Here is a 20166-nt window from a genome sequence, read left to right on the forward strand (position 1 = left end):
ACTTATAGCTCCTTCCCAGGCTCTCCCGCCGGATATGGTGTTTTCTCTAATTGATCACCAATCCATGAGTCTCCATCTTCCCAAAACTCCTTTTTCCAAATCGGAACAATTTGTTTTATGCGTTCCATAATGTATTCATTCGCCTCATAAGCCGCTTTACGATGCGGTGTTGAAACAGCAACAACAACCGCGATATCAGAAATTTGCAGTGTACCGATGCGATGTGTAATCGCAACGTGTGTACCTGGCCACTTCTCTTTCACTTCTGAGCCAATTTTCTCTAGCATCTTTTCTGCCATCGTTTTATAAGCGACATATTCTAAGTATAATGTACGACGCCCTTTCGTAAACTCCCTAACCGTTCCAATAAATGTTGTAACAGCACCACATTCGCGGCGAATAACCTTCTTCGCTACCTCTTCAATCGAGATTTCTGTATCAATTACTTCATAATACGTATTTGTCATTTCGTACTCCTTACCGTTTGTATAAACCAGTCTATATACAACTCTTCTTCTGTTATATGAAATACTTTATATTCTTCTCGTAAGTTTGCGGGAGCATCATGCCACGTAATAATCGCTACTATATTTTCTACTTTATGTAAAAGTTCAACGTCTTCCGCAGAACGAAGTAACACTACTTTCGGATAGCTCTCTTTTTTATAGCCCTCTATTAAAATTGTATCCACTTCAAAAAACTCATATAAGCGAATAATTTCTTGCAAGGACCATTCCTCTCTTAATGACGACAGTGAAAGTAATCCAGCGCCTTCTACACTACTGACAACAGCACCAGCCTTTCGGTGCCTTTCACTATCTTTTTGCGCTACTTCTGGAAAACCTCCGTGCCCGTGATGTTTAATGGCAGCAACTTTCATTTTCTGTTCAGCTAACGCATGCACTATTTTCTCAACAAGCGTTGTTTTCCCGCTATTTTGATACCCTACTATTTGTAAGATTGAAGGGGTTTTTCCCATGGCCAATCACATCCCTCGGCGTGCTCTAACAACAATACAGTTACTTTCATCCCTGCCTCAAATCCTCTCGTTCCTCCAGGCAACACAATAAAAGCATTCGCATCGGCAAGTGAAGAAACCGCACTCGATTTATCTAAACCGACCGGCATCGCTTGTAATACCCCTTCCGCGATTGTTACCTTTGCTCTTACAAAACGAGTAAATGGATTTGGCTTTGGAAAATCTTTTTGCAAAATAGCATCAGCTCTATATACGTGAGGCTCTTTCACATACAAATATGTTTTTATAACCGGATGCACAAATAACTCAAAGCCTACGTAGCAAGCTGATGGATTCCCTGATAAACCGAAAAGTAACTTCCCATCAACTTCAGCTACTGTCGTTACACTTCCTGGTCTCATTGCTATTTTATTAAAGAGTACATTCGCTTGTAATCTTTCATAAATGGCCGGCAAGTAGTCATAATCTCCTACCGACACACCGCCTGTCGTAATTAAAATATCAACCTCATCCATCGCCGATTGAACAGCTGCAAAGCATGCATCTAACTCGTCAGCAAGTTGGCCATAATAACGAACTTTCCCTCCGGCTTTCATAATTTGAGCTGCAATCATATAAGAGTTACTGTTTCTAATTTTCCCCGGCTGTAACGACTCATGTACTTCTAACAATTCACTTCCTGTCGTCACGATACCAACAACAGGCTGTTTTACAACTTTCACAGTACTATATCCAAACGTCGCTAATAAGGCCGCAACACCTGGATTAATTGCAACACCTTTCTTAACGAGAACTTGATTTTGCTTTATATCTTCCCCTTTAAATGACACATTGTCACCACTATGAAAAGGACGCTTTACCTTCATATATGTTTTTCCGTTCTTCTCAAACCCCTCCGTCAGCTCTAGCATTACGACTGCATTACATCCCTCTGGAATAGCTGCTCCCGTCATAATACGAACCGCTTTAAAAGGCGCTACTTCATCTAAAAAAACAGATCCTGCTCCGATTTCTCCTATTACTTCAAACTCAATCGCATTCTCTTGATTTGCTTCTTTCGTATCTTCTGCTCGAATTGCGAAACCATCGTAAGGAGACCGATCAAAATGAGGAACGTCATGATCAGAGACAACATCCTCTCCAAGAATTCTCCCGTAACTTTCCGCAATAGAAACTTCTTCTACTTCACCATTCTTCGTATATTCCATTACTCTCTTTACTGCCTCAGCAACTTGAATCGGAATTCGTTTTTCTACCATCGTTTCTCACCCCATATTTGCAATTTTTTTTATCTCGATTAAACTTTATATATTAAATAGAAATTACTTCAAGGAGGAATTCCATGTCTTCATTCACACACTTTAATGACCAAGGACGCGCGAAGATGGTTGATATAAGTGACAAAAAAGCAACCGTTCGAACAGCAATTGCGTGCTCTAGCATTGTCGTTACAAAAGAAATTTACGATAAAATCTCTCACAATGAAATTGGGAAAGGTGACGTACTAGCAGTTGCACAAATCGCAGGTATTATGGCTGCGAAACGCACTTCTGATATTATCCCAATGTGCCATCCTTTATTATTAAAAGGTGTTGACGTTTCTTTCGATTGGAAACAATCCGAAGAACAATATCGATTACTTATTGAAGTAAAAGTTAAAACAGAAGGTAGCACCGGTGTTGAAATGGAAGCTTTAACAGCTGCTTCCGCTACAGCTCTTACTGTGTACGATATGTGCAAAGCTGTTGATAAAGGTATGATTATTGGCGAAACGTACTTATTTGAAAAAACAGGTGGAAAAAGTGGAGATTATACGAGAAAGTCTTAATCTTCTCTCCGTTGAACCTAAAGGGCTCCCTTTAGGTTCAACCTATATATCTTGCATATAAGCGTTTTGCTACATTTATATCATTCGTCCCATGAATAAACGCCCTGCCATCTGTAAATAAAACAAAACGAAATTCCTCCACCGGAAAGGATAATAAATACGGAGTAGCTTTTACATTCACACTTCTTTGTAAGCGCTTTTTAATTTCTTCTAAATTAAATTCATTCCGCACACCTGGACGGATTTGTACTGTATTTCGGCCACATAACACTTCTGTTTTCGTTTGTGCTTCAAATGTTAAACTCGGATATGTACGTAATCTTCCGCAAGATAAACATGTGTCTTTTTTCTGCCTATTCACTTTAAATGCCATCTGTTGATTATTCCAAAGATCAAACGATAACATCGTTTCGCGAAGCGCCCCATAGTCTTCTACTAATATTTTCAGCGCTTCCGTTATTTGATGTGCAACTACTAATTGCACGGCCGGCTGTATAATACCCGCCGTATCACATGTTGCCCCGCTCGCTGGATGTTCCATTAAACAGCGGAAACACGGTGTTTTTCCTGGTAAAATTGTATATGTTACTCCGTAGCTTCCGACACAACCACCATATATCCACGGAATATTATACTTTTGTGAAATATCATTAATAAGAAGACGTGTTTCAAAATTATCTGTCGCATCTAATATTAAATCTACATCATTCACTAACGCTTCCATTTCTTGCACTGTTACATCCGTCACAACCGGGTTTATTTCCACCTCAGAATTAATCGCTTTTAAATGCTCCGCCGCTGCTACCGCCTTTGGTTTATATTGCTTTGCATCTTCTTCTGTATATAATTGTTGTCTTTGTAAATTACTCCATTCTACATAATCACGATCCGCAATTGTTATTTTGCCAACACCTGCTCTAACAATTGCTTCTGCATTCGCTGCACCGAGAGCACCAGCGCCGATAATAAGCACATGCTTCTCTCTAATTTTTCTCTGTCCTTCTTCTCCAACACCAGAAAATAATATTTGTCTTGAATATCGCTCCTGCATACGATAGCCCCCTTTCTTATCCTCCTATATAAGACATTTCAATTTTCGGACGATTCTTTGCACTTTCTTCTGTCCGTTCATCCGAATACCTGTCTTTTCTATTCATCCATACATTTTGTATAACGCTTACTAACTCATCATCTGAAAGATTTCCTCTAAGAAGCTCCCTTACATCCAATCCTTCTGTCGCAAATAAGCAAGTATAAAACTTTCCATCTGCCGAAATTCTTGCTCTCGTACAAGAGGAACAAAATGACTCTGAAACAGAAGTAATAAAACCGACTTCGACATTTGTTCCAACGTAACGATATCGCTTCGCAACTTCACCGAAATAATGCGCTTCAGCTGGCTCAAGTGGATACACACTATGAATCATTTCAATTAATTCTTGCTTTGTAACGACTTGGTCAAAGTTCCATCCATTTGTACTACCAACATCCATAAACTCAATAAACCTAAGTGTGATTCCTTGCTCTTTAAAATAAGCAGCCATCGGAAGTACTTGATGGTCGTTCATTCCTTTTTTCACAACCATATTTACCTTTACATCAAGCCCAGCTTCTTTTGCAGCCATAATTCCCTTTATAACAGGTTTCGTATTGATATTCCGGCCATTAATATCCTTAAATACATCGTCATCTATTGCATCTAAACTAACATTTACTCTATGTAATCCAGCTTTTTTTAATGCTTTTGCTTGTTTCGTTAAATGAATTGCATTTGTCGTTAACCCTATATCTACTAACCCTTCAATTTTCACGAGACGTGCAATAAGTTTTGTTAAATCTTTACGCAGCAGTGGCTCGCCACCAGTAAGTCTAATTTTTCGTACACCGATGCTAACAAATAGTTTTGCCAAACGTTCAATTTCATCAAACGTCAGTAAAAACTCATCTTTCAAAAAAGCATAATCTGGCCCAAAAACTTCCGCTGGCATACAATATGTACATCTAAAATTGCAACGATCAATGACAGATATGCGCAAATCTTGAAGTGGGCGTCCAAAAAAATCTGTAACCATCTCCTGCATCGCCACCCTCCCTTTCTGCCAAATTTCTCTCTTTTCATTCTATTATAATATATTTTCGAACTGCGATGTTTTTGCTCAAGTGAATAAAGTGAAACTTTCCTAACCAATTAGACTACCTACAAATAACTAGATAAAGTGAAACTTTAATCAGCCCTCACCAATCGGGCTTTTACGGGCAATTAATGCGAGATAAAAAACCTTGAAGCATAAAAGCCCCAAGGTTTTCTCCCTATTAACTTAACCTAATAATAGTTAGCGTAGCTCCTGGTGTTGTCGTAGATAATGTAGCTATTGCAAGTAATCCAAATAACTGCAGACTAATAGCGGCTCCAGCAGGCAAATTAGCAATGATTGTCGCATTAAACGAACCTGTAGCTACTGCTGGTGAATTAACGGTTCCTGCAAGTTGAACCCCGTTTACAGTTATACGTGAACTTACGAGTAAAGCTGCCGTTATATTAATTGTATAAGCTATATAATAATTCCCTGCATTCGCAACTGTGAATACAGTATTCGTACCGTTAACAGTGATCCCTGGTCCAATATTTTGATTGTTCGGTAACGGTACATTCGTACCACCTAACAGAACAGAAATAGCACTTCCTGATGTATTATTTGCAAATAAGTACGTTGCAGTTGTACTAACTCCGGTCACACCCGTTGCTCCCGTGGCCCCGGTTGCTCCCGCTCCAGTTGGGCCTGTTGGACCTTGAATTCCTTGCGAACCGGTTGGACCAGTGGACCCTGTTGGGCCTTGGGAGCCTGTTACTCCCGTTGGACCTTGGATTCCTTGGGGGCCTTGAATCCCTTGAGGACCTGTCGCTCCGGTTTCTCCAGTGGATCCCGTTGGGCCTTGTGGACCTTGAATTCCTTGAATTCCTTGCGGGCCTTGTGCTCCGGTTGCCCCAGTATCCCCTGTTGGGCCTTGTGGACCTTGCAATCCTTGCACGCCTTGCGGACCGGTTGGCCCTATTTCTCCTTGAACACCTTGAATTCCGGTTGGGCCTTGTGGACCAGTCGGACCTTGCACCCCTTGTATCCCCTGAATTCCCTGCGGACCTTGTGCTCCGGTTGCCCCTGTCACACCTTGGATTCCTTGGGGGCCTTGATCTCCTTGAATTCCTTGTGGACCGGTTGGACCTTGAATTCCTTGCGGACCCTGGATTCCCTGTGGACCTTGATCTCCTGTTGCTCCCGTTACTCCTTGTATCCCTTGAGGCCCTTGCACTCCTTGCCCGCCTGTTGGACCTTGGATTCCTTGCACACCTTGAATTCCTTGGGGTCCCTGTAAGCCCGTCACCCCAGTTGCTCCTGTTTCTCCTGTCGCTCCTGTCACTCCAGTTGAGCCTGTCGCCCCGGTATCTCCAGTTGCTCCTGTCTCCCCGGTTGCTCCTGTCGGTCCAGGTGGTCCACCGGATGGACCTGTCACTCCCGTCGGACCTGATGGCCCCGTTGGACCACTCGGTCCTGCTGGTCCTCCAGAAGGACCAGTTACCCCTGTTGGACCGGTTACTCCAGTTGGGCCTGTAGTTCCTTCCCCTGTCGCACCAGTTACGCCCGTATCTCCTGTTGCTCCCGTCGGACCTTGGCCCCCTTGAATTCCCTGTGGCCCCTGCACTCCTTGCGCACCCGTTGGACCTTGAATTCCTTGAATACCTTGCACGCCCTGTGCTCCCATTGGACCTGTTGGGCCTATTTCCCCTTGAGTACCTTGCACTCCTTGCGGGCCCTCTGGACCTGTTGCACCTATATTCCCTTGTACACCTTGAATTCCAGTTGCTCCTTGTGCTCCTGTTGCTCCTGTTACACCTTGAACCCCTTGAATTCCTTGAATTCCTTGTTGACCTTCTGGACCGGTTGCTCCTATTGGCCCTTGAATTCCCTGTATACCTTGCGGACCCTCTGGACCGGTTGCTCCAGCTGGTCCTGGCACCCCTTGTATTCCTTGCGGACCTTGAAGTCCTTCTGGTCCTTCTGGTCCTGTTGGTCCGATCTCACCCATCGGGCCTTGAATCCCTTGAACTCCTTGTGGTCCCGTTTCTCCTGTTGGACCTGGTACCCCTTGAATTCCTTGTGGACCTTGATCACCAGTTGCTCCGGTCACACCTTGTGGTCCAATAGCCCCCTGTATACCTTGCGGACCTTGATCTCCAGTTGCCCCTGTTATCCCTTGAATTCCCTGAACTCCTTGTATTCCTTGTTCACCAGTTATGCCCGTCGGACCCGGAATACCTTGAATACCTTGCGGACCTTCTGGACCTGTTGGTCCAATTTGCCCTTGAACCCCTTGTATTCCTTGCAATCCCTGTACTCCTGTTTCTCCTGTACTTCCAGTCGGTCCTGTATTTCCCGTTACTCCAGTTACACCTGTACTTCCTGTTACCCCTGTATTTCCCGTTGCTCCCGTCGCACCTGTACTTCCACTCGGTCCACCTCCTGGACCTGTCGCACCAGTTGCCCCTGTCGGACCTGGTGGTCCTCCAGATGGACCCGTTATCCCTGTTGGACCTGTTATTCCAGTTGGGCCTGTAACCCCTTGACCAGTTGCTCCTGTTGTCCCCGCACTTCCACTCGGTCCTTGTGGGCCTTGTATCCCTTGCGCTCCTTGTATTCCTTGTGGACCTGTTGCTCCCGGTAACCCTTGCACTCCTTGAATTCCTTGAGGTCCCTCTGGCCCGGTAGCTCCAATCGGTCCCTGTAACCCCTGTATCCCCTGTATACCTTGTGCCCCAGTCGCTCCGGTCGGACCAATCGGACCTTGTAACCCTTGCACTCCTTCTGGTCCTGTCGCTCCCGTTTCTCCTTTTGGTCCCCTCAATCCTTGTGGCCCCTGCTGTCCTTCTGGTCCTGTTGCCCCCATTGGTCCAACTGGCCCTTGAATCCCTTGCACTCCTTGAGGTCCTGTCGGGCCCCTCTCTCCCATCGGACCTTGAAATCCCCTTGGTCCTTGTGGTCCAGTCGGACCTTGCGGGCCGGTTGGACCAGTAATCCCAATACCAGTAAATCCCGTTGGAACGGGAGGAAAGGTAGGCCCAATAAGATTTGGTGAAATTCTGAAATTAGAGTTTAATGAATTTTGTTTATCGCGCTCTCTCACACTTTCACCACCTACACACTATCTTTTTTACATTAAACAAACCTCTTCTTAATGTGTATTTACAAAAACAATCTCCAAGACTATTTTTATTTGAAATAATAAAAACTCCCTTAATTCTTTAAGGGAGTCCAGCAGTTGAATCCAAATTATCTGTATTTGGGACGGCTTGTGCTATACCCGATACATTTGTACCTTGCCCCATATTTGTTCCTGTTACAGTACCAGCCGGAGTACCTCGTGTATATGTTGTCGTCACCGAATCTCCAGGCTGTAAACAAAGCTTTGTCTCCGTTCCTATTACTGTAACAACATCAATCCAAGTACACCCCATTGAACCACTATACGATTTCGTAGCAGTAAAGGACGTATCACTCAAATTATCACCGGTAAATATATTCCCAGTGTTATTCACAATAATAAACTCTTTTATACGAGCAGGCATAATTACACTCTACCTTTCCTCTATGAACCTAATGTACGTGTACTCGTTGCTAATGGCGGAAGAAACACTGATGTTCTAATCACTGCTTCTGACTGTCTTTTCCCATTTAAAAAAATAGCTGCACTCGATCCTCCAGCACCTGCATATATTTTCGCTACAGCTAAAGGTGAGATATCATAACAGTCACCAACATTAACAGCCCCTGTATTATTAATAATTTTTACTTTCCGCAAGTTAATCCCCATTTACCTATCCCCCTTTTGTACACTGTATGCAAAAGAAAAAAACTTGAAACAAACACGTTTCAAGTTTTTTAGCTACTTATTTCGTTTCACCTTCATATTGAAGCATACCGCCAACCATGTTCATTGTTTTAAATCCTTGCTCATTTAAATAATGGCATACATTTTCACTGCGCATTCCCGAGCGACAAATAAAGATATATTCATTCTCTTTATCAAAGAAATCTACTTTATTTGGGATATCACCCATTTTAATATGTACAGCTTCTGGAATTTTCCCTGCTGCTACTTCTTCATCTTCCCTTACGTCTACTAAAAATAACGTTTCTCCACTTTCTAAACGCTCTTGCACTTCTTCTGTAGTAATTATTTTAACTTCTGTCATATGTCGTTCCTCCTTATATACAATAAAACCTTTAATCTCTTCTTTAAACAACCATTTCTCATCAATTTTAGCATGCGAAAGAAAGAACGCAAAGATTGGAAATTTTATTTCTCAATTTTCCTGCAAAACTTATTCTTTACAAACATAACTCGTGCATTGTATCCTCAATATACTTGTTTTATGAAAGGAGCCAATGAAAATGACACTTTTTCTTTTCATTACGGGCATCATTTTCTTAATCGCCGCAATTATTGCACTTAGTATGAAGAATAATAAAAAGATAAAATCACCACAAGAAATGTCATTCTTATTTCTATTGCTTAGTATCGCATTCTTCGGTATAGCAATTGCCACTTATATTTTCCGTCTACAAATCATGTAAAAAAAGGTGCCTACTACATACATCGCACCTTTTTCACACCATTTATTCTCTACACCAAACTAGATACTTTCCGATTTAAAAATTCATAAACTTTCTTTTCAAATAAATGAATATCAAATGCTCCCGCCATATGCCCATTTATACTTTCTATCTCATACACTTCCGCATACTTCCCTTGTTTTTGCAAAATGTCTACCATTTTATAATTATAACGTGACGGCTGAAGCAAATCTTGTTTGCACGGAATCATAAGTACATTTGCTTCTATGTTAGACAGTGCCTCTTCTAAAGACGAAAATCCATGCGCAATATCATGTAATAAAACTGCTTTCGCAGTGTATATCCACGAATTTGCATCTACTAACTCTATACTTCTATATGTCACTTTATTTATTTCTTTCTCAAATGATGTTAATATCGAAAACTTTTCATAAGGTTCTACTTCTATACTATTACGAGGGAATGTTGTTTCATAAAAATGCTCATCAAATGCGTTCATAAACATCATTCTATTTGCTAAATGAAGTCCCTTCATTGGCTGCTCTTCTCCATATTTTCCGCCCTTCCAACTTGGATCCAGTTGAATAGCCTCAATTGCATTTTGTGCTACATTTACCGACGTAATAATTGGATTTTGCGGGTTCGTAATAACACCAATCATCCGCTCTACCATATGAGGATAATGAACAGCCCATTGCTGCGCAATCATCCCACCAGCTGACGGTCCCATTACAGCATGTAACCTTGAGATTCCCATATCTTTTATTAACTCATATTGCATACGAGCTACATCAAGAAATGTAAAAACCGGAAAATCCATCGCATATTCATCTCCAGTTTTCGGATGAATCGATTTCGGTCCCGTTGTAAACACATAAGGGTTCTTCACCTGCACATTACAAAGATTATCAGTGCATATAACAAAATATTTATTTGTATCAATTGCTTTTCCCGGCCCAATTAAACCATCCCACCAACCAGACTCCCCATCATGCGCTGTATATTTTCCTGCCGCGTGACTCGTTGCACTAAAATAATGGCATACCAAAATTGCATTTGACCTTTCTCTATTTAAAGTACCATACGTCTCATACCCCATTTGAACAGGAATTCCCCTACCATTTTCAAACGTAAACTCTCTTAAAACAAATTTTTCTTTTTTTACAAATTGCACAGACTCGCCCTCTTCCCGTCATAGTATGAACTGCTTACTAAAGGATTTTTTCTATGCAAACCATTCTCCTCCTTCTTTTCATAAATAAATGAATAATATACAAAATTAGCCACAAAATAGCACTATATTACACAATCAAAGAGGGCATACATATGATCTGGAATTGGCTACGTAAGAAAAAAAAATCAAATACGACAGAGAAAAACGAAACAGATAACTCGGAGCAACAGCCTAACAATCAAGAGGATGATAACAAAGAACAGACTAGAAGTATGAAACATAATAAAGATAGCAATAGCGAACAAAAAAAAGAGGAACACAAAGAGCCTTCTCAGGATCCGCAGCAACAACAAAATTCTAAACAAGACGACTCGAATCAGAATCAACAACACTCTAAACAAAACGACTCCGATCAGAATCAGCAACACTCTAAACAAAACGACTCCGATCAGAATCAGCAACAACACTCTAAGCAAAACGACTCGGATCAGAATCAGCAACAAAATTCTAAACAAGACAACTCGGCCCAAGATCAACAGCAAAGCTCTAAGCAAGATAACTCATCTCAAGATAAACAGCAAAACTCTGGAAATAATAGTATTTATGATTTTACGAAACCAGAAAAAGACCGTATTCATTCTCTACAAGATTTAATAGCAAAGCTTAAACAGTCTAGTGATTTTGTTAATTATCACACATCTGATGATGAAACGATGCCTTATTGGATTTCTTACTATCGTCCTTCACTTGATGGAGAGAAATTACAGAAATATTTAATGCCTATTCTGTTAGAACGACCTTGTACTTCATTAGAAGAGCTAAAAGAACATATTCCGATGAGTGGTATTACAATTACGAACGACTTACAAAAAATTGAGGACATGGTTTTAAAGGGACATGCGATTATTCAATTGAATCAGCAAGATCAAAAGTGTATGCTTGCAAACATTGCAATTGATACTTACCGGGCACCAAGCCCTCCATTAAATGAATCAACAGTTATCGGTCCACAAGAAGGCTTTGTAGAAGCTATTGATACGAATATTAATTTAGTACGAAAACGCCTTCCTGTTTTAGATTTACAAACAAAAGAAATGATTGTCGGCGAATTTTCCAAAACGAAAGTTGTCATGATGTATTTAGACAACCTCGCCGAAAAAGATAATGTAGATTTTCTCGAGGAGTCATTACGTGCTCTTGAATATGATCAAATTAATGATAGTGCTTATATACAAGAACTAATGGGTGAAAAGTCGATTTTCCCTCTCTATATCAATACAGAACGTACTGATAGAGTGACAAAAGCACTCATTGATGGGAAAATTGCTATTTTTGTGGATGGTTCTCCAAGCGTTTTACTAACACCTGTATCCTATTTCGATTTTTTCATTTCACCAGAAGACTATAACGTCTCTTGGTTATACGCTACATTTTCACGCATTTTACGCCTTATCGCTGTTCTATTTTCAATCTGTGCTACACCTTTATATGTTGCAGTTTTAAATTATCATTATGAACTCATTCCGAGTGATTTACTTGAAACTTTGATTTTATCAAGGGCGCAAGTACCGTTCCCACCTTTAATTGAAGCACTCTTTTTAGAACTCGCAATCGATTTATTAAGAGAGGCTGGCGCGAGGTTACCGATGAAAGTTGGTCAAACACTCGGTATTGTAGGGGGTATCGTAATCGGACAAGCATCTGTACAAGCTGGTTTAACGAGTAACATTTTATTAATTATCGTTGCCTTATCAGCACTTGCTTCCTTTATTACACCTATTTATAAAATGGGTAATGCAGTTCGATTACTACGTTTTCCGTTTCTAGCATTCGCAGAAATAGGAGGGCTCTTCGGGATTTCTCTTGGATTTATCTTTTTATTTACTCATCTATTCAGGCTTACTTCCTTACGTAAACCGTACGCTTTGTTTTATCCGACAAGACAACAATCCGTTAAGGATTCTTGGATTCGTTTTCCTTTAACAATGATTGATACAAGAGATGTACAAGCAAGACCACAACATGTAAAAAAAGCAGCAAAAGGAATTTCAACAAAACATAGATCAGACTTCGATGAGTAAGAAATGAGGTGCATTGATGAGTAAAGTTCAAGAAAAATATCAAATATCTCCTATCTTTGTTTTCTTCTTAATTCACAGTGCACAGTTTGGTGCTGGTGTTCTCGGGTTCGCTCGAATTATTGCAAAAGCTGCTGGATACGACGGCTGGATGGGGGTTCTCCTCACAGGAATCATTATTCATATTCTCATCTGGATGATGTATTATTCATTAAAAAATGTAGAGGGAAACTTAATTGATTTACACAAACAACTTTTTGGAAAATGGATTGGAAATGGTATTAGTATCCTTTTTATGATTTATTTTTTTATTGTAAGCATTTCTGTTGTTAGAACTTATGTCGAAATCATTCAAGTGTGGATGTTTCCTAGTGCATCCACCTGGATGCTCACATTCTTTTTATGTTTAATAAGTTATTACATTATTTCATCAGGTTTTCGCGTTATTGCAGGAATTTGTGTTATTTCTGTTGGTGGGACATTAGGTTATCTTTTTCTAAGCCTTTTCATTTTAAAATTCTCACATTGGGATAACTTACTTCCAATATTTTCACATTCTTTTACCGATATTTTGAAAGCAGCTCAACTATCTATTTATAGCATGACAGGATTTGAAATTTTCCTGATGATTTATCCATTTGTTAAAGAGCCAGAGAAATCCCATAAATTCGCACAATACGGGGCATTATTTTCCAATATTCTATATTTGTTTAGTACCATTCTCGCTTTTACATTCTTTAGCGAAAAACAACTACTCAAAACAATCTGGTCTCAACTGTCCATGACACAAGTTATTAAGCTTCCTTTTATTGAGCGACTTGAGTATATTGCTATTTCTGGTTATGCTCTCGTTATTATTACCAGCTTTATCCTACCTTTATGGGCCGCAACTAGAGGAACGCATGAAATCTTTCGTCTGAAGCAACGAGGTATTTTAATCGCATTTATGCTTATCACCTTAGTTGTTTCACAACTTCTAACGAACAGGCATGATATTAATGATTTTATTAGCAATGTATCTAAAGTTAGTTTTTGGCTTATCTATGTATACATCCCAATTCTATTTATTATTGTGTGGGTGAAAAAACAATGGAAAAAATCAAAAGAAAATTAATACTTCTTATTTGCATCAGTGTCTTCAGTCTAACTGGTTGTTTACAAAAAAATATTATTGATGATGTTCAGCTCATTCAAGGAACTGCCTTCGATACAGCAAAAGATAATAAAGTAAAAGTTACATTCGTTTGCCCCGTACAAAAAAAGGGAAATAAAGTTCAAGTCTATGAAGGAACAGGAAACGCAGTAAAACAAGTAAAGGCAGATACATCTTTAGAATCTTCGCAACCGTTCGCAAGCGGTCAAATGCGTGTTGCCTTATTCACAACAAAGATTGCTAAAAAAGGATTATCAACTTCCTTTGATACATTGATTCGAGATGTGAATATTGGTAACTCACTGTATGTTGGACTATTAGAAGGCAGTGGTACTGAACTATTTAAAGGAAAATATAGTACCTCTTACAATGTTGCGATTTATATAAAAAAAATGTTAGAACATAATATGGACACTGGGCCTTTGCCAACTGACAATTTGTATTTAGGCGCCTTCAGGTACTACCGTGAAGGACAGGATTCCTATATGCCTATCCTAAAAAAACATGGAGATAAAATAAAGATTACTGGTATCGGTCTCTTGAAAAAGGATAAGTTAGTCGGCACAATTAAGTACCACGATATGTTTGTTTTCAAAGGACTGCTAGAAAAGCACCGCCTAGATTCACATGAATTTAAAACCAATCCTGGCTATGCAATGATTAATAACATCCGTTCCGTTCCTACCTACGAAGTAACTATAAAAAATGGAAAACCGTCTTTCTATATTCATGTGAAAATGGAAGCTCGTATTCAAGAATTATCTCGAAAATTCAACTTAGAAAATAAAAAGAACACGCAAAAAATAGCGAAAGCGGTTGAGAAACAGTTAGATGCAAAAGCTACAAAACTAATTAAACAGTTTAAATCCTTAAATGTTGACCCTCTTGGACTTGGAGCAAAATATAGACAACATTATCGTCCATTTAAATTAGAAGAGTGGCGAAAAATGTACAAAGATGTGCCAATTAAAGTAAAATACACCGTTAATATTACAAATTCTGGTGTAATCGAATGAGAAATGATTGAACTCCTCTCTCCAGCATGATACAACGGATAGAGGAGTTTTTATTTTAGATAGAGAGAGAAGATATTTATGGGGGAGCTTATGTCTAAAAAATTAGTAAAGCCTATTTTAAATGGTATTTTATTTCTCGGCGTCTTTTTATTTGCTCATACATACTTAAAAAATGTTTCCTTCACACGTTATTTACTTGTCGTTATACCAATGTTGCTCGTTGGTATGTTTGGCATCGATCTTATTTTATCCATTTTAATAAAAGAAGAAAAATAACGAGCAGGGCTGTCCCAAGAGTATTGCGGGATGACTTTCTTTTTAACGGGTTTTGTCATTAAGTCGATATAATCTTTCACTATCGCTATCTTAACTAAAAGATGAAACTTTTGAACAGTCCCTTTTCATTTCATAATCACCCTATGTTACAATGAGATTCGGACAAAGCGAGAAAGGATGAAACAACATGACAAACGAAAAAGGTTTAGATAAAGGGTACGAACTTGTTGCAAAAATGCATGAAGAGTTCGGACATCCTGTGACAAATACTCCAACAAAACTAACAGAAGAGCGTGCAAAAATCCGTGCAAGTTTTATGCAAGAAGAGCTAGAAGAATTTCTAGAAGCGACGACTGTTGAAGATCAATATGATGCACTAATTGACCTTATTTACTTTGCATTCGGAACGTTTGCCGAAATGGGCGTACGTCCTGATAAAGGATTCGAAATTGTAAATAACGCAAACATGGCAAAACTATTCCCTGATGGAAAACCTCGATTCCGTGAAGGTGACGGCAAAATTCTAAAACCAGAAGGCTGGCAAGCACCAGAACCACAACTTCGTGCTGAAATCGAACGTCAGCGCAAAGAAGCTGAAAAAAACTGCTAGGATTTCCTAGCAGTTTTTTATTATGTCTTTTTTCCTGCGATTCATTAATGACCCACGTGTCCCGCGTGTCCTGCTGCTCCACTAATGCTAGCTGCTCCTGCTGCTGCTCCCGTTCCAATTCCACCTGCCCAAGGAGAAGATTGTTGCTGTTGTTGATATTGTGGGTGTTGTTGACCCTGCTGGCCTTGGTGACCGTGTTGGCCTTGGTGACCGTGTTGACCTTGATGACCGTGCTGACCGTGGTGATGTACTTGTTGTTGATGACCATGGTGACCGTGCTGATCATGATGACCGTGATGACCTTGATGACCGTGCTGGCCTTGGTGCGTTTGATAAAGAACAGCTTGCGGATGAATGTGGTGGTGACCGTGGTGATGTACTTGTTGTTGATGACCATGGTGACCGTGTTGGCCTTGATGATGATGGTGTCCATGATGACCGTGTTGACCTTGGTGATGATGGTGTCCATGATGACCGTGTTGACCTTGGTGATGATGGTGTCCATGATGGCCATGTTGGCCTTGGTGATGATGGTGTCCATGATGACCGTGTTGACCTTGATGGTGGTGATGTCCATGATGACCGTGAACAACTTGCGGATACCCACCTATTCCTCCAGCTACAACACCTACTCCCGGTACCGGAAATCCGGTCTGCACTCCTCCAACGAAAGAAGGAAATGTAGTTGGTGCTCCTACTGGAAATCCTGTCTGTACGCCAGCTACTGATGTCGGAAATCCTCCTGTTACTGTAGGCATTCCAGCCCCTGATGTCGAAAATCCCCCCATTGATGTAGGCATTCCAGTTTGCATGCCAGCTACCGATGTTGGGAATCCTCCTGCTGCTCCACCCATCCAGCTCGGAATTCCACCGTATCCTTGTTGGCCAGCCCCTCCCATCCAGCTCGGAATTCCACCGTACCCTTGTTGGCCAGCTCCTCCCATTAACATCATTTGTGTATAACTGTCCGATTCGCCTCCGAAGAAACCATGTGGTGCATTATTGTCCATCCCTTTCATTCCTTTCACCTCTTCTACTCAATTTAGCCTACCTTTTTTATCATATTTCCTATAGAAAAATAGGTGTTTGTCTGTATGGGAATTCCGCTCCTTTTTCTTCTTTCATGCTAAAATTAATTAACTGAATATTTTTTTAGGAGGTATTTCCATTGAAAAACGTAACAAAGGCTTCTATCAATGACTTAGATGCAATCTTACATATAGATATTGATGTAATCGGAGATGATAGTAGACGAGATTATATTAAACATACTATCAATGAGGGCAGATGCATCATTGTAAAAGAGAACAATTCTATCTCTGGTTTTCTAACATACGATACAAATTTCTTTGATTGTACTTTCCTCTCATTAATCATCGTTTCGCCAGCGAAAAGAAGGCACGGCTATGCAAGCTCGTTAATCTCATATATGTTAAGTCATTCTCCTACTCAAAAAATCTTTTCTTCGACAAACGAATCAAACGATAGTATGCAGAAAGTTTTTAGTACGAATGGATTTGTACGTAGTGGAATAGTTGAAAATTTAGATGAAGGAGATCCTGAAATTATTTTCTACACAAAAAAGCTCAGAGCATAGATGCTCTGAGCTTTTTTAAAAATACATTAGTTTGCAACAACGTTAACAAGTTTTCCAGGAACAACAATTACTTTACGAACTGTTTTCCCTTCAATTTGGTCTTGAATTGCTTCAAGTGCAAGTTGTTCCATTTCTTCTTTTGATGCGTCTTTACTCATTGTTAGTTTTGCGCGAACTTTACCCATAATTTGAACAACGATTTCAACTTCATCTTCTACAAGTTTAGACTCATCAAATGTTGGCCAGCTTGCATATGTGATTGTTTCATTGTATCCAAGTTTGCTCCATAGTTCTTCCCCGATGTGAGGTGCAACTGGTGCAATCATTTTTACGAAACCTTCTACATATTCTTTCGGAAGTGTTTCAGCTTTATATGCATCGTTAATGAATACCATCATTTGAGAAATCGCTGTGTTGAAGCGAAGCTCTGCATAGTCTTCTGTTACTTTCTTCACTGTTTGGTGGTAAGCTTTTTCAAGCTCTTTATTTGGTGCATCAGTAATTTTCTCACTTAATTCACCATTATCTTGAACGAATAGACGCCATACGCGGTCTAGGAAACGACGAGCTCCGTCAAGACCATTTTCAGACCAAGCAATCGAAGCATCTAACGGTCCCATGAACATTTCGTATAGACGAAGTGTATCTGCACCATGGCTTGCTACGATATCATCAGGGTTTACAACGTTACCTTTTGATTTACTCATTTTCTCGTTGTTTTCACCTAGAATCATACCTTGGTTGAATAATTGTTGGAACGGCTCTTTCGTTGGAACTACACCGATATCATATAATACTTTATGCCAGAAACGAGCATATAGTAAGTGAAGTACAGCGTGCTCTGCTCCGCCGATATAAATATCAACTGGAAGCCATTGTTTTACTTTTTCAGGATCTACAAGTGCTTCGCTATTGTTTGGATCGATGTAACGTAGGTAATACCAGCAGCTACCAGCCCATTGTGGCATTGTATTCGTTTCACGACGACCTTTTTTACCAGTTTCAGGATCAACAACGTTTACCCACTCTTCAATGTTAGCAAGTGGTGATTCACCTGTACCTGAAGGACGGATGTTTTCTGTTTTCGGAAGAACTAATGGTAATTCTTCTTCTTTCACAGCTGTCATTGTGCCATCTTCCCAGTGGATTACTGGAATTGGCTCACCCCAGTAACGTTGACGGCTGAATAACCAGTCACGTAGACGGTACGTTACTTTTTGATTTCCTGCGCTCGTTACTTCAAGCCATTCAATCATTTTTACGATTGCTTCTTCTTTATTTAAACCATCAAGGAATGCTGAGTTTACGTGTGCACCATCACCTGTGTATGCTTCTTTCGTAATGTCTCCGCCTTTTACAACTTCCTTCATTGGAAGATTGAATACTGATGCGAATTCATAATCACGCTCATCGTGAGCTGGAACTGCCATTACAGCACCTGTTCCGTAAGTTGCAAGAACGTAATCAGCGATCCAGATTGGTAATTTCTCACCGTTTACTGGATTAACTGCGTAAGCACCAGTGAATACACCAGTTTTCTCTTTCGCAAGTTCTGTACGCTCTAAATCGCTCTTCATTTTAACAGAGTTAATGTAAGCTTCTACAGCTTCTTTTTGCTCTGCTGTTGTAATGTCTGCAACAAGCGCATGCTCTGGAGCAAGTACACAGTAGCTCGCACCAAATAGTGTATCAGGACGCGTTGTGAAAACTGTGAATTTCTCGTCTGTACCATCGATGTTGAAGTGTACTTCTGCACCTTCAGAACGACCGATCCAGTTACGTTGCATATCTTTTAAGCTTTCTGGCCAATCAAGCTCATCTAGATCCTCTAATAGACGATCTCCGTAAGCTGTAATTTTTAACATCCACTGTCTCATCGGACGACGCTCAACTGGATGTCCACCGCGCTCACTCTTACCGTCAATGATTTCTTCATTTGCAAGTACTGTACCAAGTGCTGGGCACCAGTTTACAGGTACTTCATCAACGTAAGCTAAGCCTTTTTCAAATAGTTTTAGGAAGATCCATTGTGTCCACTTGTAGTAGTTTGGATCTGTTGTATTTACTTCACGATCCCAATCGTAAGAGAAACCTAATGCTTTAATTTGATTACGGAACGTATTAATATTAAGCTCTGTAAATTCTGCCGGGCTGTTTCCAGTATCAAGTGCATATTGCTCTGCTGGAAGACCGAATGCATCCCATCCCATTGGATGAAGAACGTTATATCCTTGCATACGCTTCATACGAGATAAAATATCTGTCGCTGTATAACCTTCTGGATGTCCTACGTGTAGGCCTGCACCTGATGGATATGGGAACATATCTAGTGCATAAAATTTTGGTTTTTCTGTCTCATCTGGCGTACGGAATGTTTTATTCTCTTCCCAGTACCCTTGCCACTTCTTCTCAATATTTTGATGATTAAAGCTCATGAGATACCCTCCTTGAAATTCTATTTATTTTCACCGCCCAAAATACAAAAAACCTCTCATCCCTAGAAAGGGACGAGAGGTTATAGATTCCCGCGGTACCACCCTAAATTAATGTACAAATATACATTCGCTTAGATCCGTAACGTGGATTAACGGCAATTGCTACTATTAGTTTCACAACTGCAACTCAAAGGCGAGTTCATAACGAAACGTGGATTGACTTGCACCGACCGTCAACTCTCTAAACCAGCTTCTATTACTACTACTCCTTCTCACTGTTATTACAAATATAAGTTAATGTGAACTACCCATCACTTCGTATCTCTAAAGAGCTTACTTGAAGCTAAGGCTTCTCGGTTAATCGTTACTCTTCATAACTAACGAATTAGTC

General features: G+C 40.3%; 20 protein-coding genes and 1 other annotated feature. Of the genes, 8 read left to right on the plus strand and 12 right to left on the minus strand.

What is annotated here, in order from left to right:
* Positions 1-2: 2 nt before the first annotated feature.
* From moaE to ILS93_RS11350, 3 genes are read right to left on the minus strand one after another with little or no spacing between them, the layout of a single operon-like run.
* A complete protein-coding gene (moaE, locus tag ILS93_RS11340) occupies positions 3-467 on the minus strand; it encodes a molybdopterin synthase catalytic subunit MoaE (RefSeq protein WP_000185929.1) in 465 nt (154 codons plus the stop codon).
* Complete coding sequence (mobB, locus tag ILS93_RS11345) at positions 464-979, minus strand: molybdopterin-guanine dinucleotide biosynthesis protein B (RefSeq protein WP_064474531.1); 516 nt, start codon at positions 977-979, stop codon at positions 464-466. Before mobB ends, moaE begins: the two co-directional genes overlap by 4 nt.
* Entirely contained in the window at positions 949-2238 is a 1290-nt protein-coding gene (locus ILS93_RS11350) for a molybdopterin molybdotransferase MoeA (protein ID WP_064474530.1), read from the minus strand. The genes mobB and ILS93_RS11350 overlap by 31 nt, the downstream gene beginning before the upstream one ends.
* Positions 2239-2321: 83 nt before the next feature.
* Between ILS93_RS11350 and moaC the strand changes: the two genes are divergently transcribed.
* Positions 2322-2807, plus strand: a complete 486-nt coding sequence (moaC, locus tag ILS93_RS11355; protein ID WP_000094144.1) for a cyclic pyranopterin monophosphate synthase MoaC — start codon at positions 2322-2324, stop codon at positions 2805-2807.
* Between the two features lie 37 nt (positions 2808-2844).
* Here the strand turns inward: moaC and ILS93_RS11360 are convergent, their stop codons facing one another.
* From ILS93_RS11360 to ILS93_RS11385, 6 genes are all read right to left on the minus strand, one after another.
* Entirely contained in the window at positions 2845-3858 is a 1014-nt protein-coding gene (locus tag ILS93_RS11360) for a molybdopterin-synthase adenylyltransferase MoeB (protein ID WP_064474529.1), read from the minus strand.
* Between the two features lie 16 nt (positions 3859-3874).
* Positions 3875-4888 carry a GTP 3',8-cyclase MoaA gene (gene moaA / locus ILS93_RS11365; RefSeq protein WP_064474528.1) on the minus strand — a complete coding sequence of 338 codons (1014 nt, stop codon included), beginning with the start codon at positions 4886-4888 and terminating at the stop codon, positions 3875-3877.
* A 232-nt stretch (positions 4889-5120) separates the two neighbouring features.
* A complete protein-coding gene (locus tag ILS93_RS11370) occupies positions 5121-7985 on the minus strand; it encodes a BclA-related collagen-like exosporium protein (protein WP_222660461.1) in 2865 nt (954 codons plus the stop codon).
* Between the two features lie 118 nt (positions 7986-8103).
* On the minus strand, positions 8104-8427 hold the full coding sequence (locus ILS93_RS11375; protein WP_064474526.1) for a hypothetical protein: 324 nt from the start codon (positions 8425-8427) through the stop codon (positions 8104-8106).
* Positions 8428-8447: 20 nt separating this feature from the next.
* Positions 8448-8672 carry a spore germination protein gene (locus ILS93_RS11380; protein WP_064474525.1) on the minus strand — a complete coding sequence of 75 codons (225 nt, stop codon included), beginning with the start codon at positions 8670-8672 and terminating at the stop codon, positions 8448-8450.
* Positions 8673-8748: 76 nt separating this feature from the next.
* Positions 8749-9054: a rhodanese-like domain-containing protein gene (locus ILS93_RS11385; protein ID WP_064474524.1), complete on the minus strand. Its 306-nt coding sequence runs from the start codon at positions 9052-9054 to the stop codon at positions 8749-8751.
* Positions 9055-9253: 199 nt separating this feature from the next.
* Between ILS93_RS11385 and ILS93_RS11390 the strand changes: the two genes are divergently transcribed.
* Positions 9254-9436 carry a hypothetical protein gene (locus tag ILS93_RS11390; protein WP_000171896.1) on the plus strand — a complete coding sequence of 61 codons (183 nt, stop codon included), beginning with the start codon at positions 9254-9256 and terminating at the stop codon, positions 9434-9436.
* Between the two features lie 49 nt (positions 9437-9485).
* Here ILS93_RS11390 and ILS93_RS11395 read toward each other — a convergent pair whose 3' ends face one another.
* Entirely contained in the window at positions 9486-10610 is a 1125-nt protein-coding gene (locus ILS93_RS11395) for a homoserine O-acetyltransferase family protein (protein ID WP_064474523.1), read from the minus strand.
* A gap of 152 nt (positions 10611-10762) precedes the next feature.
* Here ILS93_RS11395 and ILS93_RS11400 point away from each other — a divergent pair, with 152 nt between their 5' ends.
* The 5 genes from ILS93_RS11400 (at position 10763) to ILS93_RS11420 (ending at position 15743) form a co-directional block, all read left to right on the plus strand.
* Positions 10763-12691: a spore germination protein gene (locus ILS93_RS11400; RefSeq protein WP_222660463.1), complete on the plus strand. Its 1929-nt coding sequence runs from the start codon at positions 10763-10765 to the stop codon at positions 12689-12691.
* Between the two features lie 16 nt (positions 12692-12707).
* Complete coding sequence (locus ILS93_RS11405; protein ID WP_222660465.1) at positions 12708-13802, plus strand: spore germination protein; 1095 nt, start codon at positions 12708-12710, stop codon at positions 13800-13802.
* Positions 13778-14857, plus strand: a complete 1080-nt coding sequence (locus ILS93_RS11410) for a Ger(x)C family spore germination protein (protein WP_088047661.1) — start codon at positions 13778-13780, stop codon at positions 14855-14857. Before ILS93_RS11405 ends, ILS93_RS11410 begins: the two co-directional genes overlap by 25 nt.
* A gap of 90 nt (positions 14858-14947) precedes the next feature.
* Positions 14948-15133 (plus strand): hypothetical protein, encoded by a 186-nt coding sequence (locus ILS93_RS11415; protein ID WP_000038782.1) that lies wholly within the window; start codon positions 14948-14950, stop codon positions 15131-15133.
* Between the two features lie 187 nt (positions 15134-15320).
* Positions 15321-15743, plus strand: coding sequence for a pyrophosphohydrolase domain-containing protein (locus tag ILS93_RS11420; protein WP_048562049.1), 423 nt, complete (start codon positions 15321-15323; stop codon positions 15741-15743).
* Positions 15744-15787: 44 nt separating this feature from the next.
* Here the strand turns inward: ILS93_RS11420 and ILS93_RS11425 are convergent, their stop codons facing one another.
* Positions 15788-16762: a hypothetical protein gene (locus ILS93_RS11425; RefSeq protein ID WP_222660468.1), complete on the minus strand. Its 975-nt coding sequence runs from the start codon at positions 16760-16762 to the stop codon at positions 15788-15790.
* A gap of 149 nt (positions 16763-16911) precedes the next feature.
* Here ILS93_RS11425 and ILS93_RS11430 point away from each other — a divergent pair, with 149 nt between their 5' ends.
* Complete coding sequence (locus ILS93_RS11430; RefSeq protein WP_064474519.1) at positions 16912-17340, plus strand: GNAT family N-acetyltransferase; 429 nt, start codon at positions 16912-16914, stop codon at positions 17338-17340.
* Between the two features lie 26 nt (positions 17341-17366).
* Here ILS93_RS11430 and leuS read toward each other — a convergent pair whose 3' ends face one another.
* Positions 17367-19775 (minus strand): leucine--tRNA ligase, encoded by a 2409-nt coding sequence (gene leuS, locus ILS93_RS11435; RefSeq protein WP_064474518.1) that lies wholly within the window; start codon positions 19773-19775, stop codon positions 17367-17369.
* Between the two features lie 65 nt (positions 19776-19840).
* Positions 19841-20060, minus strand: a binding site (T-box leader).
* Positions 20061-20166: the final 106 nt, after the last annotated feature.

It is taken from the genome of Bacillus sp. 16GRE42 (genome assembly GCF_019837435.1).
GTDB lineage: Bacteria > Bacillota > Bacilli > Bacillales > Bacillaceae_G > Bacillus_A > Bacillus_A wiedmannii.